The 21,231-nt window shown below is 40.5% G+C and carries 11 protein-coding genes, 9 tRNA genes, 2 rRNA genes and 4 pseudogenes; 19 read left to right on the top strand and 7 right to left on the bottom strand.

The window, feature by feature from the left end:
- Positions 1–48 precede the first annotated feature (48 nt).
- The 3 genes from SPPN_RS10885 (at position 49) to rrf (ending at position 3,340) form a co-directional block, all read left to right on the top strand.
- Positions 49–121, top strand: a tRNA-Ala gene (locus SPPN_RS10885).
- A 125-nt stretch (positions 122–246) separates the two neighbouring features.
- Positions 247–3,148: ribosomal RNA gene (locus SPPN_RS10880) — 23S ribosomal RNA — on the top strand.
- Positions 3,149–3,224: 76 nt separating this feature from the next.
- Positions 3,225–3,340: ribosomal RNA gene (gene rrf, locus SPPN_RS10875) — 5S ribosomal RNA — on the top strand.
- Here rrf and SPPN_RS10870 read toward each other — a convergent pair.
- The 4 genes and pseudogenes from SPPN_RS10870 to SPPN_RS12510 all read right to left on the bottom strand — a co-directional run bounded on the left by SPPN_RS10870 (position 3,340) and on the right by SPPN_RS12510 (position 6,221).
- Positions 3,340–4,188, bottom strand: coding sequence for a YSIRK-type signal peptide-containing protein (locus SPPN_RS10870; RefSeq protein WP_000916010.1), 849 nt, complete (start codon positions 4,186–4,188; stop codon positions 3,340–3,342). The two genes, rrf and SPPN_RS10870, sit on opposite strands and share 1 nt — an antisense overlap.
- A 107-nt stretch (positions 4,189–4,295) precedes the next feature.
- A complete protein-coding gene (locus SPPN_RS10865; protein ID WP_000851052.1) occupies positions 4,296–4,538 on the bottom strand; it encodes a hypothetical protein in 243 nt (80 codons plus the stop codon).
- 274 nt (positions 4,539–4,812) lie between these two features.
- Positions 4,813–5,290: pseudogene (locus SPPN_RS10860) on the bottom strand (DUF4231 domain-containing protein).
- Positions 5,291–5,418: 128 nt separating this feature from the next.
- Positions 5,419–6,221 (bottom strand): IS5 family transposase gene (locus tag SPPN_RS12510; RefSeq protein ID WP_148255728.1). Its coding sequence is split into 2 segments (ribosomal slippage): positions 5,419–6,128 and positions 6,128–6,221, totalling 804 coding nucleotides; the frame shifts between segments, so codons are not numbered across the junction.
- A 255-nt stretch (positions 6,222–6,476) separates the two neighbouring features.
- On the opposite strand from SPPN_RS12510, the pseudogene SPPN_RS12505 reads away from it, so the two are divergent.
- The 13 genes and pseudogenes from SPPN_RS12505 to SPPN_RS10785 all read left to right on the top strand — a co-directional run.
- Positions 6,477–6,677: pseudogene (locus tag SPPN_RS12505) on the top strand (helix-turn-helix domain-containing protein); the annotation flags it as partial.
- A 30-nt stretch (positions 6,678–6,707) separates the two neighbouring features.
- A pseudogene (locus tag SPPN_RS10845) lies at positions 6,708–7,436 on the top strand (group II intron maturase-specific domain-containing protein); the annotation flags it as partial.
- 69 nt (positions 7,437–7,505) lie between these two features.
- A tRNA-Asp gene (locus SPPN_RS10840) sits at positions 7,506–7,578 on the top strand.
- A 24-nt stretch (positions 7,579–7,602) separates the two neighbouring features.
- A tRNA-Lys gene (locus SPPN_RS10835) sits at positions 7,603–7,675 on the top strand.
- A gap of 5 nt (positions 7,676–7,680) precedes the next feature.
- A tRNA-Leu gene (locus SPPN_RS10830) sits at positions 7,681–7,762 on the top strand.
- 18 nt (positions 7,763–7,780) lie between these two features.
- A tRNA-Thr gene (locus tag SPPN_RS10825) sits at positions 7,781–7,853 on the top strand.
- A 22-nt stretch (positions 7,854–7,875) separates the two neighbouring features.
- Positions 7,876–7,947, top strand: a tRNA-Gly gene (locus tag SPPN_RS10820).
- A 7-nt stretch (positions 7,948–7,954) separates the two neighbouring features.
- Positions 7,955–8,040: transfer RNA gene (locus SPPN_RS10815), tRNA-Leu, on the top strand.
- A gap of 11 nt (positions 8,041–8,051) precedes the next feature.
- Positions 8,052–8,125 (top strand) — tRNA-Arg (locus SPPN_RS10810).
- Positions 8,126–8,140: 15 nt separating this feature from the next.
- A tRNA-Pro gene (locus SPPN_RS10805) sits at positions 8,141–8,214 on the top strand.
- Positions 8,215–8,625 (top strand): annotated as a pseudogene (locus SPPN_RS12500) (transposase); the annotation flags it as partial. It abuts the tRNA gene before it with no gap.
- A 661-nt stretch (positions 8,626–9,286) separates the two neighbouring features.
- Positions 9,287–10,093 (top strand): hypothetical protein, encoded by an 807-nt coding sequence (locus tag SPPN_RS10790; RefSeq protein WP_000834992.1) that lies wholly within the window; start codon positions 9,287–9,289, stop codon positions 10,091–10,093.
- 21 nt (positions 10,094–10,114) lie between these two features.
- Positions 10,115–11,362 carry a toxic anion resistance protein gene (locus SPPN_RS10785; protein ID WP_000134328.1) on the top strand — a complete coding sequence of 416 codons (1,248 nt, stop codon included), beginning with the start codon at positions 10,115–10,117 and terminating at the stop codon, positions 11,360–11,362.
- Between the two features lie 115 nt (positions 11,363–11,477).
- On the opposite strand, the gene SPPN_RS10780 is transcribed toward SPPN_RS10785, so the two are convergent.
- On the bottom strand, positions 11,478–12,755 hold the full coding sequence (locus SPPN_RS10780) for an FRG domain-containing protein (RefSeq protein ID WP_000926700.1): 1,278 nt from the start codon (positions 12,753–12,755) through the stop codon (positions 11,478–11,480).
- Between the two features lie 10 nt (positions 12,756–12,765).
- Positions 12,766–13,314 (bottom strand): ImmA/IrrE family metallo-endopeptidase, encoded by a 549-nt coding sequence (locus SPPN_RS10775; protein ID WP_000335401.1) that lies wholly within the window; start codon positions 13,312–13,314, stop codon positions 12,766–12,768.
- Positions 13,315–13,743: 429 nt separating this feature from the next.
- Between SPPN_RS10775 and SPPN_RS10765 the strand changes: the two genes are divergently transcribed.
- Positions 13,744–17,112 carry a type I restriction endonuclease subunit R gene (locus SPPN_RS10765; protein ID WP_237701458.1) on the top strand — a complete coding sequence of 1,123 codons (3,369 nt, stop codon included), beginning with the start codon at positions 13,744–13,746 and terminating at the stop codon, positions 17,110–17,112.
- A 153-nt stretch (positions 17,113–17,265) separates the two neighbouring features.
- Here SPPN_RS10765 and SPPN_RS10755 read toward each other — a convergent pair whose 3' ends face one another.
- A complete protein-coding gene (locus SPPN_RS10755; protein WP_001109411.1) occupies positions 17,266–18,507 on the bottom strand; it encodes a Fic family protein in 1,242 nt (413 codons plus the stop codon).
- Between the two features lie 260 nt (positions 18,508–18,767).
- Here SPPN_RS10755 and SPPN_RS10750 point away from each other — a divergent pair, with 260 nt between their 5' ends.
- Both SPPN_RS10750 and SPPN_RS10745 read left to right on the top strand, forming a co-directional pair.
- Positions 18,768–19,844 carry an AbiH family protein gene (locus tag SPPN_RS10750; protein ID WP_000413036.1) on the top strand — a complete coding sequence of 359 codons (1,077 nt, stop codon included), beginning with the start codon at positions 18,768–18,770 and terminating at the stop codon, positions 19,842–19,844.
- On the top strand, positions 19,841–21,052 hold the full coding sequence (locus SPPN_RS10745) for a restriction endonuclease subunit S (protein ID WP_000162947.1): 1,212 nt from the start codon (positions 19,841–19,843) through the stop codon (positions 21,050–21,052). The genes SPPN_RS10750 and SPPN_RS10745 overlap by 4 nt, the downstream gene beginning before the upstream one ends.
- Positions 21,053–21,231: the final 179 nt, after the last annotated feature.

Genomic DNA, 21,231 nt, shown 5'->3' with positions numbered 1-21,231 from the left:
AGGAAAAGGAACTGCGCATTGGTCTTGTTTAGTCTTGAGAGGTCTTGTGGGGCCTTAGCTCAGCTGGGAGAGCGCCTGCTTTGCACGCAGGAGGTCAGCGGTTCGATCCCGCTAGGCTCCATTGGTGAGAGATTACCAAGTAATGCACATTGAAAATTGAATATCTATATCAAATAGTAACAAGAAAATAAACCGAAAACGCTGTAGTATTAATAAGAGTTTATGACTGAAAAGGTCAGAAAATAAGGTTAAGTTAATAAGGGCGCACGGTGGATGCCTTGGCACTAGGAGCCGAAGAAGGACGTGACAAACGACGATATGCCTTGGGTAGCTGTAAGTAAGCGATGATCCAGGGATTTCCGAATGGGGGAACCCAACAGGTACTACCTGTTACCCACATCTGTTAAGGATGTGAGGAGGAAGACGCAGTGAACTGAAACATCTAAGTAGCTGCAGGAAGAGAAAGCAAAAGCGATTGCCTTAGTAGCGGCGAGCGAAACGGCAGGAGGGCAAACCGAAGAGTTTACTCTTCGGGGTTGTAGGACTGCAATGTGGATTCAAAGATTATAGAAGAATGATTTGGGAAGATCAGCCAAAGAGAGTAATAGCCTCGTATTTAAAATAGTCTTTGTACCTAGCAGTATCCTGAGTACGGCGGGACACGTGAAATCCCGTCGGAATCTGGGAGGACCATCTCCCAACCCTAAATACTCCCTAGTGACCGATAGTGAACCAGTACCGTGAGGGAAAGGTGAAAAGCACCCCGGGAGGGGAGTGAAATAGAACCTGAAACCGTGTGCCTACAACAAGTTCGAGCCCGTTAATGGGTGAGAGCGTGCCTTTTGTAGAATGAACCGGCGAGTTACGTTATGATGCGAGGTTAAGTTGAAGAGACGGAGCCGTAGGGAAACCGAGTCTGAATAGGGCGCCTTAGTATCATGACGTAGACCCGAAACCATGTGACCTACCCATGAGCAGGTTGAAGGTGCGGTAAGACGCACTGGAGGACCGAACCAGGGCACGTTGAAAAGTGCTTGGATGACTTGTGGGTAGCGGAGAAATTCCAAACGAACTTGGAGATAGCTGGTTCTCTCCGAAATAGCTTTAGGGCTAGCGTCGACATTAGAGATTCTTGGAGGTAGAGCACTGTTTGGGTGAGGGGTCCATCCCGGATTACCAATCTCAGATAAACTCCGAATGCCAAAGAATTATGGTCGGCAGTCAGACTGCGAGTGCTAAGATCCGTAGTCGAAAGGGAAACAGCCCAGACCACCAGCTAAGGTCCCAAAATAATTGTTAAGTGGAAAAGGATGTGGGGTTGCACAGACAACTAGGATGTTAGCTTAGAAGCAGCTATTCATTCAAAGAGTGCGTAATAGCTCACTAGTCGAGTGACCCTGCGCCGAAAATGTACCGGGGCTAAAACAATTTACCGAAGCTGTGGATACCTTTATAGGTATGGTAGGAGAGCGTTCTATGTGTGATGAAGGTGTACCGTGAGGAGCGCTGGAACGCATAGAAGTGAGAATGCCGGTATGAGTAGCGAAAGACAGGTGAGAATCCTGTCCACCGTAAGACTAAGGTTTCCAGGGGAAGGCTCGTCCGCCCTGGGTTAGTCGGGACCTAAGGAGAGACCGAAAGGTGTATCCGATGGACAACAGGTTGATATTCCTGTACTAGAGTATGTAGTGATGGAGGGACGCAGTAGGCTAACTAAAGCAGACGATTGGAAGAGTCTGTCTAAGCAGTGAGGTGTGAATTGAGTCAAATGCTTAATTCTATAACATTGAGCTGTGATGGGGAGCGAAGTTTAGTAGCGAAGTTAGTGACGTCACACTGCCAAGAAAAGCTTCTAGCGTTTAAACATACTCTACCCGTACCGCAAACCGACACAGGTAGTCGAGGCGAGTAGCCTCAGGTGAGCGAGAGAACTCTCGTTAAGGAACTCGGCAAAATGACCCCGTAACTTCGGGAGAAGGGGTGCTGACTTTAAGTCAGCCGCAGTGAATAGGCCCAAGCAACTGTTTATCAAAAACACAGCTCTCTGCTAAATCGTAAGATGATGTATAGGGGGTGACGCCTGCCCGGTGCTGGAAGGTTAAGAGGAGTGCTTAGCGTAAGCGAAGGTATGAATTGAAGCCCCAGTAAACGGCGGCCGTAACTATAACGGTCCTAAGGTAGCGAAATTCCTTGTCGGGTAAGTTCCGACCCGCACGAAAGGCGTAATGATTTGGGCACTGTCTCAACGAGAGACTCGGTGAAATTTTAGTACCTGTGAAGATGCAGGTTACCCGCGACAGGACGGAAAGACCCCATGGAGCTTTACTGCAGTTTGATATTGAGTGTCTGTACCACATGTACAGGATAGGTAGGAGTCTACGAGATCGGGACGCCAGTTTCGAAGGAGACGTTGTTGGGATACTACCCTTGTGTTATGGCCACTCTAACCCAGATAGGTGATCCCTATCGGAGACAGTGTCTGACGGGCAGTTTGACTGGGGCGGTCGCCTCCTAAAAGGTAACGGAGGCGCCCAAAGGTTCCCTCAGAATGGTTGGAAATCATTCGCAGAGTGTAAAGGTATAAGGGAGCTTGACTGCGAGAGCTACAACTCGAGCAGGGACGAAAGTCGGGCTTAGTGATCCGGTGGTTCCGTATGGAAGGGCCATCGCTCAACGGATAAAAGCTACCCTGGGGATAACAGGCTTATCTCCCCCAAGAGTTCACATCGACGGGGAGGTTTGGCACCTCGATGTCGGCTCGTCGCATCCTGGGGCTGTAGTCGGTCCCAAGGGTTGGGCTGTTCGCCCATTAAAGCGGCACGCGAGCTGGGTTCAGAACGTCGTGAGACAGTTCGGTCCCTATCCGTCGCGGGCGTAGGAAATTTGAGAGGATCTGCTCCTAGTACGAGAGGACCAGAGTGGACTTACCGCTGGTGTACCAGTTGTCTTGCCAAAGGCATCGCTGGGTAGCTATGTAGGGAAGGGATAAACGCTGAAAGCATCTAAGTGTGAAACCCACCTCAAGATGAGATTTCCCATGATTTTATATCAGTAAGAGCCCTGAGAGATGATCAGGTAGATAGGTTAGAAGTGGAAGTGTGGCGACACATGTAGCGGACTAATACTAATAGCTCGAGGACTTATCCAAAGTAACTGAGAATACGAAAGCGAACGGTTTTCTTGGTTTGAATAGATATTCAATTTTGAGTAGGTATTACTCAGAGTTAAGTGACGATAGCCTAGGAGATACACCTGTACCCATGCCGAACACAGAAGTTAAGCCCTAGAACGCCGGAAGTAGTTGGGGGTTGCCCCCTGTGAGATAGGGAAGTCGCTTAGCTACGCCATCGCCATCTGTATCGACAGTGTCTGGAGTAGATGCTGGATCTTTTGGATCTGATCCTGCCTCTTTTCTACCTTATCAGTGACGCCATCGCCATCTGTATCGAATTGTTCATCTGCTCCTATTGCGACGTATCGAGGGTATCCTGTTGGACTCTTCATCCCTGCCACAAAAGGCATTTGCGAAATTGTTACACCGGGCAAAACATCCGCTTCAAGTTCCCACTTATAGGCATTCCTTGAAATATTTTCCCAAGAATCGAGACCATAGGCTAATAAATTTTGATTTTTCCATTGAGTAGGAATCTCTGAACCTTGGCCAGTTCCTGTTATTTTACTCCAAAATTCATCCCATCTTCCTCTGTTTTTAGGATCTAACTCTGGATTCTTAACCAACGTTCTTGTAGCACCTGGGAAACTATCTAAATTCCGATCATGAATTTGTTTCCATGGTCGTCCTCCTCCCCCCGTCACAGCATCGCTGTTATAGGTTCTGATTTTAATTGTAGATGCATCCAAACCTTTTGGCAACCAGACAGTGAGCCCAGGTCTGCTCCATCTCTCATGCTGCTCATTAAAAATCACTGTATACTTCACATGTTGTCCATTGTTCGTTATTTCAGTAGTTACCTTAACTGATTTCTTCGTTTCTTGAACCTCGGAATCAGTGTCACCAAGATAGGTTACATTTCCTAACGTTTCAAAGCTTGCAGACACTGACTCCGCACCAAGACCTAAAAATGCAAGTCCGACTAAAACCGATGCCGCGCCAAATTTAAATTTTCTGAGAGAGTAGCGAAAGGCTTTCTCTCCACCTTTTTTCTTATTTTGTATCAATTTCAACAATTATTTTTCTCCTTATGTTCTAAGTAATTCTTTCTGTGAACTCCAAGGCCAGCCAGCTTTTTTCTGACTTCAGAAAGCCTCAAGTGTAGCCGTCTGCTTCCTGAGTATCAATGATGGCAAAGACTCCTACAGGGCAAAAAACATGCTCTGGATAGTCCAAGCCTGGTAATAAGCAGAGGTACCAACGCCTGTAGATACATACCAGGTGCTCCTTCATCGCTCAAACCGCCATTATGTTGGATGACAATCCTATCGATAGCTAAACGATTGTCATCGCTATTCATGATTTCTTCGTCGACATCAGCGATAAGACCTGAAAATAAATCACCATTTATCCGTTTTGTTTTCACCTTAATCACCTCCTAGTTATCTTCCTTTAGGTGTTGAAACATTGAAATCTGCACTCTTTCCATTTCTAAAAAACCATCTACTAGCTACTCAACCACATCCGTACTGGTTAGACCATAAGCTTGTTTAACAGTCTCCGTCTAAACTGAGTTTTCTTTCAAATGCACCGAGACAAACTCAAGTTTCAAGGAAGTTCCTGTCTTTTAAGCACAAAAAACAAACCGGACCTTGAGTTGTTTTACGCTGTAAATTCCATTTTTTCATACTGCTTTCCAGTCAGGCTATTCTTTCCCTGACTATAGGTTTTCTTTTACCCCCTCGATTTTTCTTGCATTGGAGTGGAGTTTCCGCAGGCACACCCGCTTCTTTAGACTGGATGCCTTCCCACTTGATTATTTCGTCAGAGATTATCCCTTCACAGATCTTGACAAAGAATGTAAAAGGCTTGCTTTCACCTGCGTATTTATTTCTCAGTCAGACACTGGTAGAGAAACTTTTCTCGTTCTAAAAGTTGCGCTGCCTTCTGATAGGATATCCAGTGTTCCTTGCTATTATAAATACCAAGCAATCCCTCACAAAGCAACCCCATGCTTGAAAGCACAACAGAGACAAGGCGATAGTAATCGCCCGGCATGGGAATGGCACAAAAAATCGCAATCAAAAAACCGGAAACAATCTCAGCAATCTCCAAGACCTTGTAGCGTCTGCGATGCTGGAAACTTTTCCCCTGAAAGCAGGTGATTTGCTTTTCCAATCACTCTGTCATATAGACTTCTTCTGGTGTCATATAGAACTCCTCTCTGTTTTGTTTACCACTATCATAATAATACATAATAGAAAGTGAATCAACTTGTAGATTGTAAAACTAGACTTCCTGCAAAACTAGAATCCTAGTTCACGGTTGATAATGCCAGCAATCGAGTTCATTCGTAAGCCGAAGCGTTTACGATGATTTCGATAGGTTGTTGAAAACATTTTAAACGTTTTTACTTTGGCAAAGATGTTCTCAACCTTGCTTCTCTCCTTAGATAGCGCATGGTTACAGGCTTTATCTTCAGCTGTTAGCGGCTTGAGTTTGCTAGATTTACGTGGAGTTTGTGCTTGAGGATATATCTTCATGAGCCCTTGATAAGCACTGTCAGCCAAGATTTTACCAGCTTGTCCGATATTTCTGCGACTCATTTTGAACAACTTCATATCATGACAATAGTTCACAGCGAGCTCCAAAGAAACAATTCTCCCTTGACTTGTGACAATCGCTTGAGCCTTCATAGCGTGGCATTTCTTTTTACCAGAATCATTCGCTAATTGTTTTTTAGGGCGATTGATTTTTACTTCCGTCGCATCAATCATTACCGTGTCCTCAGAACTGAGAGGAGTTCTTGAAATCGTAAAACCACTTTGAACAAGAGTTACTTCAACCCATTGGCTCCGACGGAGTAAGTTGCTTTCGTGGATACCAAAATCAGCCGCAATTTGTTCATAAGTTCGATATTCTCGCACATATTGAAGAGTGACCATAAGAAGGTCTTCTAGGCTTAGTTTAGGTTTTCTTCCACCTTTTGCGTGTTTAAGTTGATAAGCTGTTTTAATACAGCTAACATCTCTTTAAAAGTCGTGCGCTGAACACCAACAAGACGCTTGAATCGTGCATCAGTTAGTTGTTTACTTGCTTCATAATTCATAGAACTATTGTACCATATTTTGTTTCGCAGGAAAGTCTAATATATAAATAGCAACTTACGACTATTTACCCCACTGTACCTCCTATGAAGAATATACAGTCTAGTGATAATTATACCACCCCCCCCCCGAATTTTGCAAGGAAAAACATTTTATTTTTTCGGTTTTGTAATTCGAATGTGAGAATGTCTTTAGTAAATCGAACGTGAAAATGTCCCATTTGATAAAATAGTCGTATGAAAAGTATCCAACTGAATATGAATAAAACGAAAAAATATCTTGTGATAAAAGCTATAGACCAAGGAAAGAAAACAAAGAATCGAGCCTGTGTCGAACTGAATCTTTCTGAAAGACAAATCAATCGTCTGCTACTAGCCTATCAACAGAAAGGAAAAGAAGCCTTCAGACACGGAAACAGAAATCGAAAACCAAAACATGCAATCCCTGATGAAAGCAAAATAATTGCCCTCAATCTCACCATTTTTTGTCATAAAACGCTAGTTGGCACACCACAGGGAGGAAATGTATCTCCTCTCTTATCCAATATCATGCTTAATGAATTGGACAAGGAATTAGAAAAGAGGGGACTTCGATTTGTGCGCTACGCAGATGATTGTGTGATGACGGTCGGAAGCGAGGCAGCCGCTAAGCGTGTGATGTATTCAGTTAGTCGTTTTATTGAGAAACGGCTAGGTTTGAAAGTAAATATGACCAAGACTAAGATTACCAGACCAAGAGAGCTGAAATACTTAGGTTTTGGGTTCTGGAAATCATCATCTGGTTGGAAAAGTCGTCCACATCAAGATAGTGTTCGGAGATTTAAGTTTAAATTGAAGAAACTAACACAGAGGAAATGGAGTATAGACCTAACAAGACGTATTGAACAACTGAATTTGTCCATTCGAGGATGGATAAACTATTTCTCATTGGGAAATATGAAAAGTATTGTCACCAGCATAGATGAGCGCTTGCGTACTCGCCTACGAGTGATTATCTGGAAGCAATGGAAGAAAAAATCGAGACGACTATGGGGATTGCTTAAGTTAGGAGTTCCTAAATGGATAGCAGATAAGGTATCTGGCTGGGGTGACCATTATCAATTAGTAGCTCAGAAGTCGGTACTTAAACGTGCTATATCAAAACCAGTCCTTGAAAAACGTGGACTGGTTTCGTGTTTGGATTATTACCTTGAACGACATGCGTTAAAAGTTAGTTGAACCGCCGTATGCCGAACGGCACGTACGGTGGTGTGAGAGGGGCTAGAGATTATCTCCTACTCGATTAAAGGTCCCGTAGTGTAGCGGTTATCACGTCGCCCTGTCACGGCGAAGATCGCGGGTTCGATTCCCGTCGGGACCGTTTAAGGTAACGCAAGTTATTTTAGACTCGTTAGCTCAGTTGGTAGAGCAATTGACTTTTAATCAATGGGTCACTGGTTCGAGCCCAGTACGGGTCATATCTGCGGGTTTGGCGGAATTGGCAGACGCACCAGATTTAGGATCTGGCGCTTAACGGCGTGGGGGTTCAAGTCCCTTAACCCGCATTGAGATATAATAGATGAGCCGGCTTAGCTCAGTTGGTAGAGCATCTGATTTGTAATCAGAGGGTCGCGTGTTCAAGTCATGTAGCCGGCATTTTTAGATAGAAGAAAATAGTGCGAACGTAGTTCAGTGGTAGAACACCACCTTGCCAAGGTGGGGGTCGCGGGTTCGAATCCCGTCGTTCGCTTAGAGAGGCCGGGGTGGCGGAACTGGCAGACGCACAGGACTTAAAATCCTGCGATTGGTAACGATCGTACCGGTTCGATTCCGGTCTTCGGCATAAACTAATGAGCACCCTTAGCTCAACTGGATAGAGTACCTGACTACGAATCAGGCGGTTAGAGGTTCGACTCCTCTAGGGTGCATTTTTCTATTTAACTCGGGAAGTAGCTCAGCTTGGTAGAGTACTTGGTTTGGGACCAAGGTGTCGCAGGTTCGAATCCTGTCTTCCCGATCACCAGTTTTAGATGGCTTTAACAGTGAAATTATCTCCTATTTGCCGAACTTAGTACAAATGAAAGCTATGCTAGAACAAGCCTTTACAGAGAACCATTACGAAAATACAATTCTCCATAGTGACCAAGGATGGCAATACCAACACGATTTCTATCGTCATTTTTTAAAGAATAAGGGAATCTAACCATCTATGTCACGTAAGGGTAACAGCCCAGACAATGGTATGATGGAGTCCTTCTTTGGGATTCTGAAATCGGAAATGTTTTACGGTTATGAGAAGTCGTTTCAATCGCTTAATCAATTGGAACAAGCTATTGTAGACTATATTGATTACTGCAACAATAAACGAATTAAGGTAAAACTAAAAGGACTTAGCCCTGTGCAATACAGAACTAAATCCTTTGCTTAAATTAATTGTCTAACTTTTTGGGGTCAGTACATCAGTACATACACATAAAGGCGTTTTTGTTTGGGAATTACGTGATCTTGATGATATAATATAGTGAAATAAAATAAAAATAGGACAAATCAATCAGGACAATCAAATCAATTTCTAGTAATATTTTAGAAATCCAGATGTACTATTCTAGTTTCAATCTACTATATTTTGGCCCCCTCAATTTAAGGAAGGGAGGTGTTACATATGCTAGAAACTTTACTCACAGTGTTTCTAGCTCTGTTACTTATTAACGTGTTATCTGAGCTTTTCAAGTTATGGCTTAAGAAACGTAAGAAGTAATGGTTAACCCTTTAAGAGGGTAGCAAAAAAAACCATCGGTGGCACGGTGGGGCTTTTTAGTTACATATGCTGTAACTTTACTCACATTGTAAGTTCATTCTAACACAACCCCTCCGATATTTCAAGCTTTTGTTTTGATATGTCCTCAGAGGTCATTTCGCAATCTTATAACACTGAAGCCTGTGGTTTGAGTCCGCTTTACTGAAATTAGCCCACGCTCTACTAGCCTCCATTCTACAGCAAAGAAATCAACTCTTTTCTAGGGGATTTCCGCCCTCATTTTGCTCTTTTGTGCTAAAATAGATTTATAAATTGAAAATAAGGAATGTTTATGAAATCAGGTAATGGTTTTTGGAAAGGCTGTCTCTATTTTTGGGGCTTCTTGTTCTTACTGGGCCTTTTGGTTCAATATGCTCTCCCACTTGCGGCTTGTGTCCTGCTAGGCTATGGTGGTTATCGTCTCTATAAACGTTGGCGCTATCCTCTTTTGCAGGATCGTTCGCTCGATGATCGGATTGAGCTTTTAAAAGCCAGGATTCGTCAGGCGGACAAGGATATTCAGCAATTGGAGGGAACTTTAGTAGAAAAAGGTTCAGATTCCTATAAGAGTCTGGCCAATCAAGTATTGATCGAACTGAGGGAAATCCATCAGGAGGCGGATTGTCTCAAGTCCTATATCGATGCTGATATCTACAACCGTATTGACAAAAAGGTTCGTACAGTAAGGGCAAACATCGATGTTCAGCTAGAACGTTTGGATAGAGAAAGTCAGGTAGAACTTGAAAATGCGGAGCCAGAGGAACTAGCTCCAGAATTGTCTCAGACCTTGGATAATATTGCCGTTGACCATCAGGCTATTTTAGACAAGATTGCCACCTCTGCCGAGGGGGATAAGGAAGAATTGACGGCCATTCATAGTTTGAAGATGGAGAAATTCAAAACGATTTTAGAAGGCTATTTAAAGATTAAGGCCAATCCTAAAAACTATAATCGAGCAGAAGAACGTTTACAGCAAGCTAAATCAGCTATCGAACAATTTGACCTTGAGCTGGACCAGGTGTTGAGAGAACTCAATGAAACAGATATGCGTGATTTTGATATTAGTTTGCGTATCCTAGAAAAAGATCGTAAAGAATAGGTTAGAAACAAAGGAGTAACCATGACAGAATTTAATTTTGATATTGACCAGATTGCCAATAATACGGTAGCTAAGGTGGATAAGACAACCCAAATCATCGAGACCAATACTGGCTCAGACAAGACCTTGACCTTCCTTGAGAAGCTGAGCCCTGAGCAACAAGAAGGGATTAAGGCGCACGTGCCCCAGTTGGTAGACCAGTTTGTCACCAATCAAAATGCTCTTTTGGATTTTGGCCAATCTGCTGTAGAAGGTGTGAACAATACGGTCAACCGTATCTTGTCAGAACAAAAGAAACTGCAGATTCCCCAAGTGGATGATCTTCTCAAGAATACCAACCGTGAGTTGCAAGGCTTTGTAGTCAAATACAAGAACGCTGAAATTGCTGAGTTAGAAGAAAAGCCAAACTTTTTGCAACGATTGTTTAACAAGAGCAAGAATACCCTACAGGAATTTTACTTTGACTCAAAAACAGTAGAGCAAAAGCTCGATGGCATGGCTGCCGCAGTGGTCAAGCAAGAAGATGTGCTAGCTCGAAATATCGTCTCTGCTGAGATGTTGATTGAGGACAATACCAAATCCATTGAAAATCTAGTGGGAGTGATTTCCTTTATCGAAGCCAGCCAGACAGAAGCTGGCAAGCGCGCTGCAGAACTGAAAGCTCAAGCTGACCAACTCGATACAAGTACGGTAGAATACCAAACCAAGTCACAAGAATTGGCCCGCATGGCTGAAGTGGTCAATACCCTTGAACAACAGCACACTGAGTATGTCAGCCGTCTCTATGTTGCCTGGGCAACAACACCTCAGATGCGCAATCTTGTGAAGGTGTCATCTGATATGCGCCAAAAATTGGGAATGCTTCGTCGTAATACGATTCCGACAATGAAACTTTCCATTGCCCAACTGGGTATTTTGCAACAATCCATGAAATCAGGTGTCGTGGCAGATGCCATTGTCAATGCCAATAATGCTGCCCTTCAGATGCTAGCTGAGACCAGCAAGGAAGTGATTCCGCAGATGGAAAGAATTGCCCAAAGCCCGACAGTCGCTGTTGAGTCTGTTACCAAATTGGCTGAAAGTCTGGTCGCTCAAAACCAAGGTATCGTCGCAGCTATTGAATTGGGACGCCAGAAACGTGCCCAACTAGAAACAACCATCGTCAAGTCCGCAGAAATGATCAACGATTCTGTCAAACTACGCGATGAGAAAATCGTCCAAGCCCTTCTCGACCAAGGCAAGGCTGCTCAGAAAGAAGTACAAGAATAATACACAAGGATGCTGGGAAAAACTCAATTTCAGGAGAAAATGAAGTAAATCTTTCTACAATAAAACGCATAATATCAAGGTTGTTTAATTCTTGATACTATGCGTTTTTTTGATTTCAAAGACTTTTTCTCCAGATTCTTGTGATTCTATATTTACCTTTTCTATTCTTTTTGCTTTTATGATAAGGCAGGTTATTTGAATTTTTTTTTAATTCATTAAGTACCGCTCTATTAGATTTTTTATCATCTTTTAATTCGAATTCTTTAGATTTATAAATCAAATAGTCTGAAAAATCTGGAAATAAGGCATTTGTTTCATAATTGTACTCTTTTAACTTTCGTAAAAGTTCTCTTTGAATTAATTCATAGTAGTCGCCAGAAATTCTTTCCTCTTGATTATTTTTATCAGAACCTGATTTGACAGACTTTCCTTCTAAAAATTTAATTACTCCGTCTAAATTTTTAGAAGATAGATCATCTTCTGGCTTAGTATGATTAGAGCTTTGCTGATTTTTTAAAGACTTAATAGAGGCCTCTATATTAAATTTGATATTTAGAATAATTCTATCGATAGGTTTATAATTTTCTAATTCTATTTCATTTTTTTTAAAATTTATAAATTTAATAAGTTTATCAAAATTTATAAAAGCACCTTTTTGTGCCCGTATTCTCTTATTTGTAATTTTCTTATGAACTAAAGAAATTATTCCATTCTCACTATCATTGCTGGAGTCAATTTTATAGAACTCTAACTGAGGATTTTTTATTTTCCCAAAACCTAACATAAACAACATGGCTATGAATGGATTTTCGGAAATATCTAGTAGACTTGTTGGCAAACCATAATGTTGTAAGATAGCTAATTCATCAGCTCGGATATCTAACATTTCTTGATTTAAAGGGACATATTTAACTTCATCAGGAAATTCTCTAGAGATATTTAGATAAAGAGATTCAAAAGTGTTACAGTATTTATTTCCTTCACTATTTTGTAAATTTCTAAATATCCCTGGTACTGTTTCCCAATCTTCTCTTTGTCCCCTATAGTAATTATAGCCTTGTCTTTGAAACGATGTAATCATTTCTTTTATTAAGTAAAATAAACTCCATGAATTTTTTTCATCTTTATATCCTAATCCCGTACCTGCACTTAATAAATATTTATTGATATCATCGATTTCATCTTGCAATTTAGAGTTTTTATTTGTTGATGAGAGTTCTAGATTTTGAATTTTGTAAATTGGTGTTAAATCTTCCTGAGGTTGGTTTATTCCAATTATATTTATTACTATTTTAAAATCATTAAAGATTTTTGAATTCAGTTGATTTTTTATTTCTTCAGGGGATGAATAATAGGTCCCTAAATTTTCATAGAATTTATCCCTAAGTAACATAAAATTCTCCTTAAATGGACAATACACCCAAATTAATAAGTCTATATTTCATAGCCGGATTGGACACATTTAATTTTTCAGCAAGATAAGTAATAATAATTTCATCATTTAAAGTATCTAATTCCTCCCAGGTCATAGAATAATCTATTGCCATTCTATCGATTGCTTTTATGATTAACTTTTGCGGCATTAGTAGTTCTGCTGCAAACTGGTTAGCAGCTCTTTCTTTAGCATTCGCTACTGGTGTTTGTTCACGTTCAGAAATTCCTTCATGTTTTAACACAAAATGGCCTAATTCATGAGACTTAGTAAATCGTTGACGCTGTAGCGGTTCCAAAATATTAACATACATTTTTTTAGTGTCAGCATCATATTTTCCAGAATGCGAATCGAAGTATGTTTCTATAACCTCAATTCCTAATTCAGCAATAATTTTATCAATATCTATACTATATTCATCTGATTGAAGTTCAATGTCTGATATTACTTCTTTTTTATTGTCAAAATAAGACATAAAATCTGTTGAGTATAGTTCGCTATATTTATAGACTTTACACATTATAAATTCTCCTATTTATATTTTTTATTTTTATTAAAAAATTATGAATTATTCTAAGTTATCATGATACAAAAATAGTTTATATTACTATTCTAAACTAAAAAGATCTTTTAGTCTATAGATAGATTGAAAATTTAAGAAAGAAACTACCTTTACTCTGAAATAAGAGATAAAACCATGGGAAACCTTTTCACTACTAGTCTTTTATGATACAATAGAAGGAAGTAAAGGCGCTGTTTTTTCGATGTCGCAACGCCTTGGATGAATGAAAAGGAAGAGTCCCTATGGTTTTCAGATTTAAGCAAATAACTAGCTTGCACACACACATATATATATATATATATATATATATATAAACTCGCGTTTTCATACCCATTTTCAAAACCTGCCAATCTTTTTGGTAGGCTTTTTGCGTTGTAGAAATGGGGTATGAACATGGCTTACACCTTATCAAAAGAATTAGAACAAGAACTCATCGTTTCAGCACCTGAGTTACAGCCTAGTTATACTGCCATCGTAGAATACCTAGAAGCTATCAACCAGAAAGGAGCATCTGGAAGCAATTCTCAGGAACTCCAGAACCAGCTTGCTATTCAGCTGAGACGTTTAGAAGATTTAGTGCAGGGTTATATTCAAATAAAGAAGAATCCCCATCACTACCTAGATGCAGATAAAGACTTGACGGCAGCCTATCAAGCCATTAAAGGGACGGAGCAAGATCTTCTCAAAAAATTGCAATATCTCAATCAAGCCGCCTTGCAGGATTTCCATATCAGCCAGAGACTCTCTCCCAAAGATGAGACTGCTATCCCTGTAGCAGGTAAAGCCAAAACCAAACAGGAATTGGCTATCGAGCGAGATTTGATCAACCAGTTGACAAAGGGAGAAAGTCAATGGGTGTATCGACCTGAGTTAAATACAGAAGACCTCCTATGGGGAAACTTTTTTGCCAAGCTGGAAGCCAATAATGTCCGCATTTTGCAAGACCATCCCCTTACAAATTTAGAGAAAAATCAAATTAAAAACCAGCTCAATTTCGTCAACTTCTACGAAGCAGCCAAGTGGATAGCAGGGGAAAATGGCATTGCCAAGGTGCAGGTTCAACGTGAAGATGCTAGTTTAGGCACCATTCGCTTGGAAGTCTTGTGGAGAAACAATGTCGCTGGTGGCAAATCCAGCTATGAGGTTGTCAATCAAGTCATCACAGGCGGAGAAGGGATTCGCCAGCGTCGTGGGGATGTGACTTTGCTGATCAATGGTCTGCCTATGATTCAGATTGAACTAAAAAGCCGTTCTCATCCTTACATGGATGCCTTCCGTCAGATTAAAAAATACGACCAAGAAGGACAGTTCAGAGGCATTTTTTCAAGTCTTCAGATGTTTGTCGTCTCTAATGTCACAGACACCCGCTACATCGCAGCTGCCAAAGCCAACAAGCTAAATGAGCGCTTCTTGACCAAGTGGGTGGATAGTGAAAATAGACCTCAACCTCAACTATTTGACTTTGCAGAGTCTGTCTTGTCGATACCGAGAGCCCACGAGATGGTCATGCAGTATTCTGTCATTGATGATGACAAGAAGGCCTTGATTTTATTACGCCCCTATCAGGTACATGCCATTGAGGCTATCCGTGAAGCCAGTCGCAAGCGCCAGTCGGGCTATATTTGGCATACGACTGGTTCAGGAAAAACCCTGACTTCCTATAAGGTTTCGCGCAATCTGCTCCAGATACCATCCATTGAGAAGACAATCTTTGTGATTGATAGGACAGACCTTGATCAGCAGACGACCAGTTCTTTTCAGTCTTACGCAGAGAACGATATGATTGATATCGACGAGACCGATGATACACAGGAATTGGTTAAAAATCTAGCTTCTGATGACCGCCGTGTCGTTGTGACGACCATCCAGAAAATCAATGCTATGATTCGTCAGTTTGATGAAGGCCGTCACCAAAAGGTCTACAATCGTATCAAACAACTCAAACTAGGCTTTGTTGTTGATGAATGCCATCGCGCAGTGACTCCTGAACGCCAGCGCCACCTAGAGCACTTCTTTACAAATTCTCTCTGGTATGGGTTTACAGGAACTCCTATCTTTACAGAAAATAAACGTGAACAAAAAGGAGACCTTGCTCAGACGACCGAAGAGCAGTACGGTGACTGCCTCCACCAATATACCGTCAAAGAAGCCATCCATGACAAGGCGGTTCTTGGTTTTAATGTGGAGTATCAGACGACCATGCCTGGTTGGGCAGAAGATGAGATTGACGAGGAGCGTTATGATGACGAAGGACATATGCTTGCCGTTTTAGATGCTATTCTCAATCGCTCAAGACGCAAACTCGGTTTCCAAAATGGGGTAGGAAAAACCTATGAAGCCATTTTGACTGTCAAAAGCATTGTCCGTGCGCAGGCCTATTATAACCTGATTAAGCAAGTCAAAAATGGAGAGAAGTCTCTAAGCATTTCGGAAAATGTTAAAAAGGTTTTGCCAGACTTCCCTAAGGTTGCCATTACTTACTCTGTGACAGAAAATGAAGCAAACTCCTATGTCAACCAAGCCTATATGGAGGAGAGTTTAGAAGACTACAATGCCATGTTTGGTACCCATTTTAGCCTAGCAACCATTGCATCCTACAATAGTGACCTCAACGACCGTCTGGCCCGTAAGAAAGAACGCTTTGCCTTCCGTGAGGAACAGTTGGACTTGGTTATCGTTGTGGACCGCTTGTTGACAGGCTTTGATGCCCCTTGCCTATCGACCCTATTCATGGACCGTCAGCCCATGAAACCCCAGCACATCATTCAGGCCTTTTCACGAACCAATCGCCTCTTTGATGAAGGCAAGAAATTCGGCCAAATCGTTACTTTCCAAACGCCTGACCGTTTTAAAGAAAAGGTGGATGAAGCTCTGAGCCTCTACTCAAATGGTGGCGAAAGCAGTGTTTTAGCCCCAGAATGGCAGGAGGAGAAGGCCAAGTTTCTGGAGAAGGTTCATCAACTATTAGCCATCGCTCCAAGTCCAGAGCAGGTGCCGGATTTGGATACAGCGACAGATGCAGAATTAAAACGCTTTGCCAAGGCCTTCCAAGAATTTGACAAGCTCCTATCCTCTATACAAGTCTATTCTGACTATGATGAGAAAGTCATCCTCAGAGAGATTGGACTTAGCCTAGAAGACATCGAGAACTTTGCCGGCCAATATCAAAATGTCATCGAAGAACTCCGCAGACGCAGAAAAGAAGACCAAGAAGAGGAAGGTGTGCTGCTGGATATCGAGTATGAGCTCGAATCCATCCGCACCGACGAGATAAACTATCACTATATCCTCTCTCTCATCCAAGCCTTGATCGAAAATCGGGAAAACCTTATCGGTAAAAAGGAAAAGGGTCTGGTAGATAACTATATCGAAGATTTGAACAAATCCAATCCCAAGTTATCCAGCCTCATCTCCAAACTCTGGCAGAATGTCCAAGCAGATGCTAAGAGCTATCAGGGGCAGTCTGTGACCCATAAGTTGGATGAGATGATTGAGCTAACAACCCAGAAAAAGATTAGTGAAACGGCAGATTATTGGCAGATAGGAGAGGATGAACTCCAGTTCGTAGTGGACAACTACCGCATCGGACGAGACAAGCAAAATGGTGAAAAAGCCATTACGGAATCTCAGGACTATCTGGCCTATAAGGAAGCCCACGGAGACAAGGCACTACCAAAACTCAAATACAAAAAAGCCCTCAAAGAGGACTATATGCGCATGATTTCAGAGGATATCTTATCGCTAAGGGGGAGATAGGTTTATACTCTTCGAAAATCTCTTCAAACCACGTCAACGTCGTCTTGCCGTATATATGTGACTGACTTCGTCAGTCTTATCTGCAACCTCAAAACAGTGTTTTGAGCAGCCTGCAGCTAGTTTCCTAGTTTGCTCTTTGATTTTCATTGAGTATTAAAAATAGTCAGAAAGATAATGTTGGGAAGGTTTTCGACCAATTAGGGTCAAAATTCCCCTCTCTTCAAGATGCAAGAAAGCATCCTTGATCTTTTTCTTAGAGTAATGATGGTTGGACTGATTGGCCAGTTGGATGATGCTTCTATCTTCTATGCCATCTCTCTTATCATCGACAAAGAGCTTGGACTGAGCGAGGAGAAACAAGATGTATTTCTCAACTTCCTCCAGCCCTTCTGTTTGCTCTATCTTAACTTTATAGCGATGCAGTTGCTCTTGTTTTTCAAGGAGGGTTTGGATAATATTTTCCTGCCCTTCCTTGATAAAAGTCAATAAAGTTTCAACGAAGAAAGTAGCATCGGCACGGTTGAGATGATCGCCAGTATTCCTAAAAGCCTTATAATAGTCTTGCTTATGGTGATTGATTTGTTGGGACAAAACCAGACCTGAGAATTTATCGAGCTTTCTAGACAAGTACTTGGCGAGGATGTAGCGTCCTGTCCGACCGTTCCCATCGTAGAATGGATGAATATTTTCAAAAAAATAGTGTCCAGCACAAGCCTTGATAAGGTTTGGGATAGAATGGTCGTTGATAAAACGAATCCACTCTGTCAGCATAACCTGAATCTGTTCCTCCTTTTGAGGTGGGATATAGATGACTTTGCCAGTCTTGTCGTCTTGGATAAAGACCGATTTCTGTCTAAAAAACTCTCCATCGAGTTCATCCTCTGGCGATATTTCTCCCTGTGTTAATTGGTCATAAATCCCTCTGATATCTTCAAGAGATTGGATTTGGAGAAATTCATCCTTCAAGATTTGTTGGTACATTCGCAAGGTGGAAAGATGTTTGATTTGTTCGGTCTTATAGGGGTCTTCCTCTAGGAGTTTCTCCACATCGACCAACTCTTTACGAGTTGTATGGATACCCTCAATCTCATTTGTGGAAATAATCGATTGGTAGAGCTGTTCTTTATAAAACTGATCGTGGGCAATCTTAGGGAGGGTATCAGCTATTTCACTAATTCGTTGAGACTGCTGTGAGATAGTTTCCATTAGTTGGGAAATCCCAAGATGCAGGGTAACAAATAGAGGGTATTGGCTTGTTTTGACAGTATCGCGTTGCATTAAATGAGGATAAAGAGATGTCCTAATGGAGCTGTATCCCTGTAAGCGTAGTTGATACTCTTCCTCATATCGGTCACGATGACTGTAGTAGATTTTTCTAAGTTCTCTATAGTTCATATGTAGTCATCCTCGCATTTCAACGTTTTTTAACATTATATCACAAAATCAGCCTATCTATTGTTTCAAAATAGGTAAAATTGAATAATAGAATAGCATAGTTGCCTATCTAAAGTGCAAAAATAGCCAAAATTGAACAATAGAAATGACAGATAGACATTCTAAAGTGCAAAAATAGGTAAAATTGAAGAATAGAAATCAAAAAAGAAAACCTAAAGTGTAGAAATAAGAAAATTGAGTAATAGAAAGGAGGGGATATAGTGGAAAAATTATTTATTATCGGAAATGGTTTTGATATAGCACATGATTTAAGGACGAATTATCTATATTTCAAGAAGTTCGTTTATCAGCAGGCTTATGGGAAAGATGAACTGTTAGAGTCGTTGCAAAGTGAAAATGCCATAAAATTATATCTAAATAGAATTGATAAAGAAATATTGCTAGAAGAAATTGATGATGATACCATACCTGAAATGGAAATGGCACCAGATGGAGGAGATCTATATCCAGATGATGTAATTTTGTATAAGTTACTGTATCAGCTAATGAGTCAAATTACGGAAACTGAGAAATTTTGGTCTGATTTTGAAGAGAAATTAGCAGATTTTAATGAAGTGTCTATTGTTAATACAGATTGTATATATAACGCTAGAGATTTGGATGGCAGTATAATGGCTAGTAATGCTAATGAAATAGGAGAAATTCTAGCTAAATATGTATTATATTCTTTAAATAAATTATTTAAATTGTGGATAGAAGAAACATATTTTGAATGGACTGATAGAATTCTTAGAAATGGTGAAAATTCGTGTTATAAATTGTTAAAAGCTACAGTTTTGAAAAACTCTGATGCAACATTTCTAAATTTCAATTATACAAAAACGTTAGAGGATTTATATAGAATCCCTGAAGAGCAAGTTTTTCATTTACATGGAGTTATTGGTGGGGAAAAATTTATTTTTGGACATGGTTTTGATGATGAAGTAAGTGATTTCAATCCTCTAGATGTAGGAGCATATATGGAAGAAGTTGTTAATAAGTTAAAGAAACCAGTTGATAGTATATTAACTAATAATATACAGTTTTTCAAAAGTTTAAGCTCTATCAAAGAAATCTACTTCATTGGTTTTGGTATTCGGGATGAGGATGGAGTGGATGCTCCGTACTTTAAAGAAATTTTTAAACAGACACCGGATGTGAGCATTTATGTAGACCAGTTCGATAAGCAGAATGAATATACTATTAAGAAAACACTTAAGGCATGGGGGGCTCGTAAAGCTTATCAATTGCAATTTATAGATACAAATAAAGATGAAATAGTTGGAGGAGTAATATGACAAAAAAACCAAGTTATCGCTTTACGGGGTATACTGAAGTTTGGGAAGAGAAGAAGTTGGGAAATCTTGGGTCAGTTGAAATGTGTAGGAGGATTTTCAAAGAGGAAACTTCTGCGGAGTTTGAAATTCCTTTTTTCAAAATTGGTACTTTTGGAGGGGAAGCTGATACTTATATAACTAGAGAAAAATTTGAAGAATATAAAACAAAATTTGCTTATCCTCAAAGAGGAGATTTACTGTTATCTGCTTCAGGAAGTATTGGCCGCGTTGTTGAGTACGATGGAGATGAAGCTTACTACCAAGATTCAAATATTGTTTGGTTGAATCACCATGGTAAAATTAACAACAAGTTTCTTAAAGCTTTTTATAAGATTGTATCTTGGTCAGGAATTGAAGGAACTACAATAAAAAGATTATACAATAAGAATATTTTAGAGACAGATATTTCCCTCCCCTCCCTCTCCGAGCAAACTGCTATTGGTTCTTTCTTCCAAGATATTGACCAGCTTATTAGCCTTCAACAGCGTAAGTTAGAGGTACTCAAAGAGCAGAAAAAAACCTACCTCAAGCTCCTCTTCCCAGCCAAAGGACAAACCAAACCAGCCCTTCGCTTCGCAGGATTTGAAGATGACTGGAAGGAAGTGAAGTTGGGGGAAGTTGGAGAAACTTATACAGGATTATCGGGTAAAACTAAAGAAGACTTTGGACATGGGGAAGGAAAATTTATAACTTATGTGAACGTGTTCAATAATCCATTAACAGATTTATACGGATTAGACAGTATTGAGATAGATGATAAACAGAGAAGGGTTCAATATGGAGATGTATTATTTACAACTTCATCAGAAACACCTGAAGATGTTGGTTTGAGTTCGGTTTGGATGGGGACGGAAGATAATGTATACCTGAATAGTTTTTGTTTTGGCTATCGCCTCCAAAAAGGTATATTTGACCTGTATTACTTAGCTTTTGTATTACGCTCTTTTAGTGTAAGAAGAGAGTTTATGTTATTAGCTCAAGGAATTTCAAGATTTAATATTTCAAAAACAAAAGTTATGGATATGTTTATTCATATACCTTCTCTCCCTGAACAAGAAGCTATCGGTTCTTTCTTCCAAGACTTAGACAAGGCCATTGCCAAGCAAGAGGAAAAAGTTAACCAGCTCAAAGAAAGCAAACAAACCCTACTCAGAAAAATGTTTATCTAAGATACTAAAACCGTCAAAAGCCCAGTGATTCATTTTTAAAAGAGTTTATCGTAAAATGAGTGCGAACGAAGTGAGCTTTTAGAGGATATTTTCCGCCATGGTGGTATCCTATACAATAACAAAGTTATTGTATAGGATGGGATTTTGGAGAGTAAAATAGTTCGGGGAACTATTTTAGC

Source organism: Streptococcus pseudopneumoniae IS7493 (genome assembly GCF_000221985.1).
Taxonomy (GTDB): domain Bacteria; phylum Bacillota; class Bacilli; order Lactobacillales; family Streptococcaceae; genus Streptococcus; species Streptococcus pseudopneumoniae.
The sequence above is the reverse complement of the archived record's forward strand: the minus strand, read 5'-3'. Positions and strand labels throughout refer to the sequence as shown.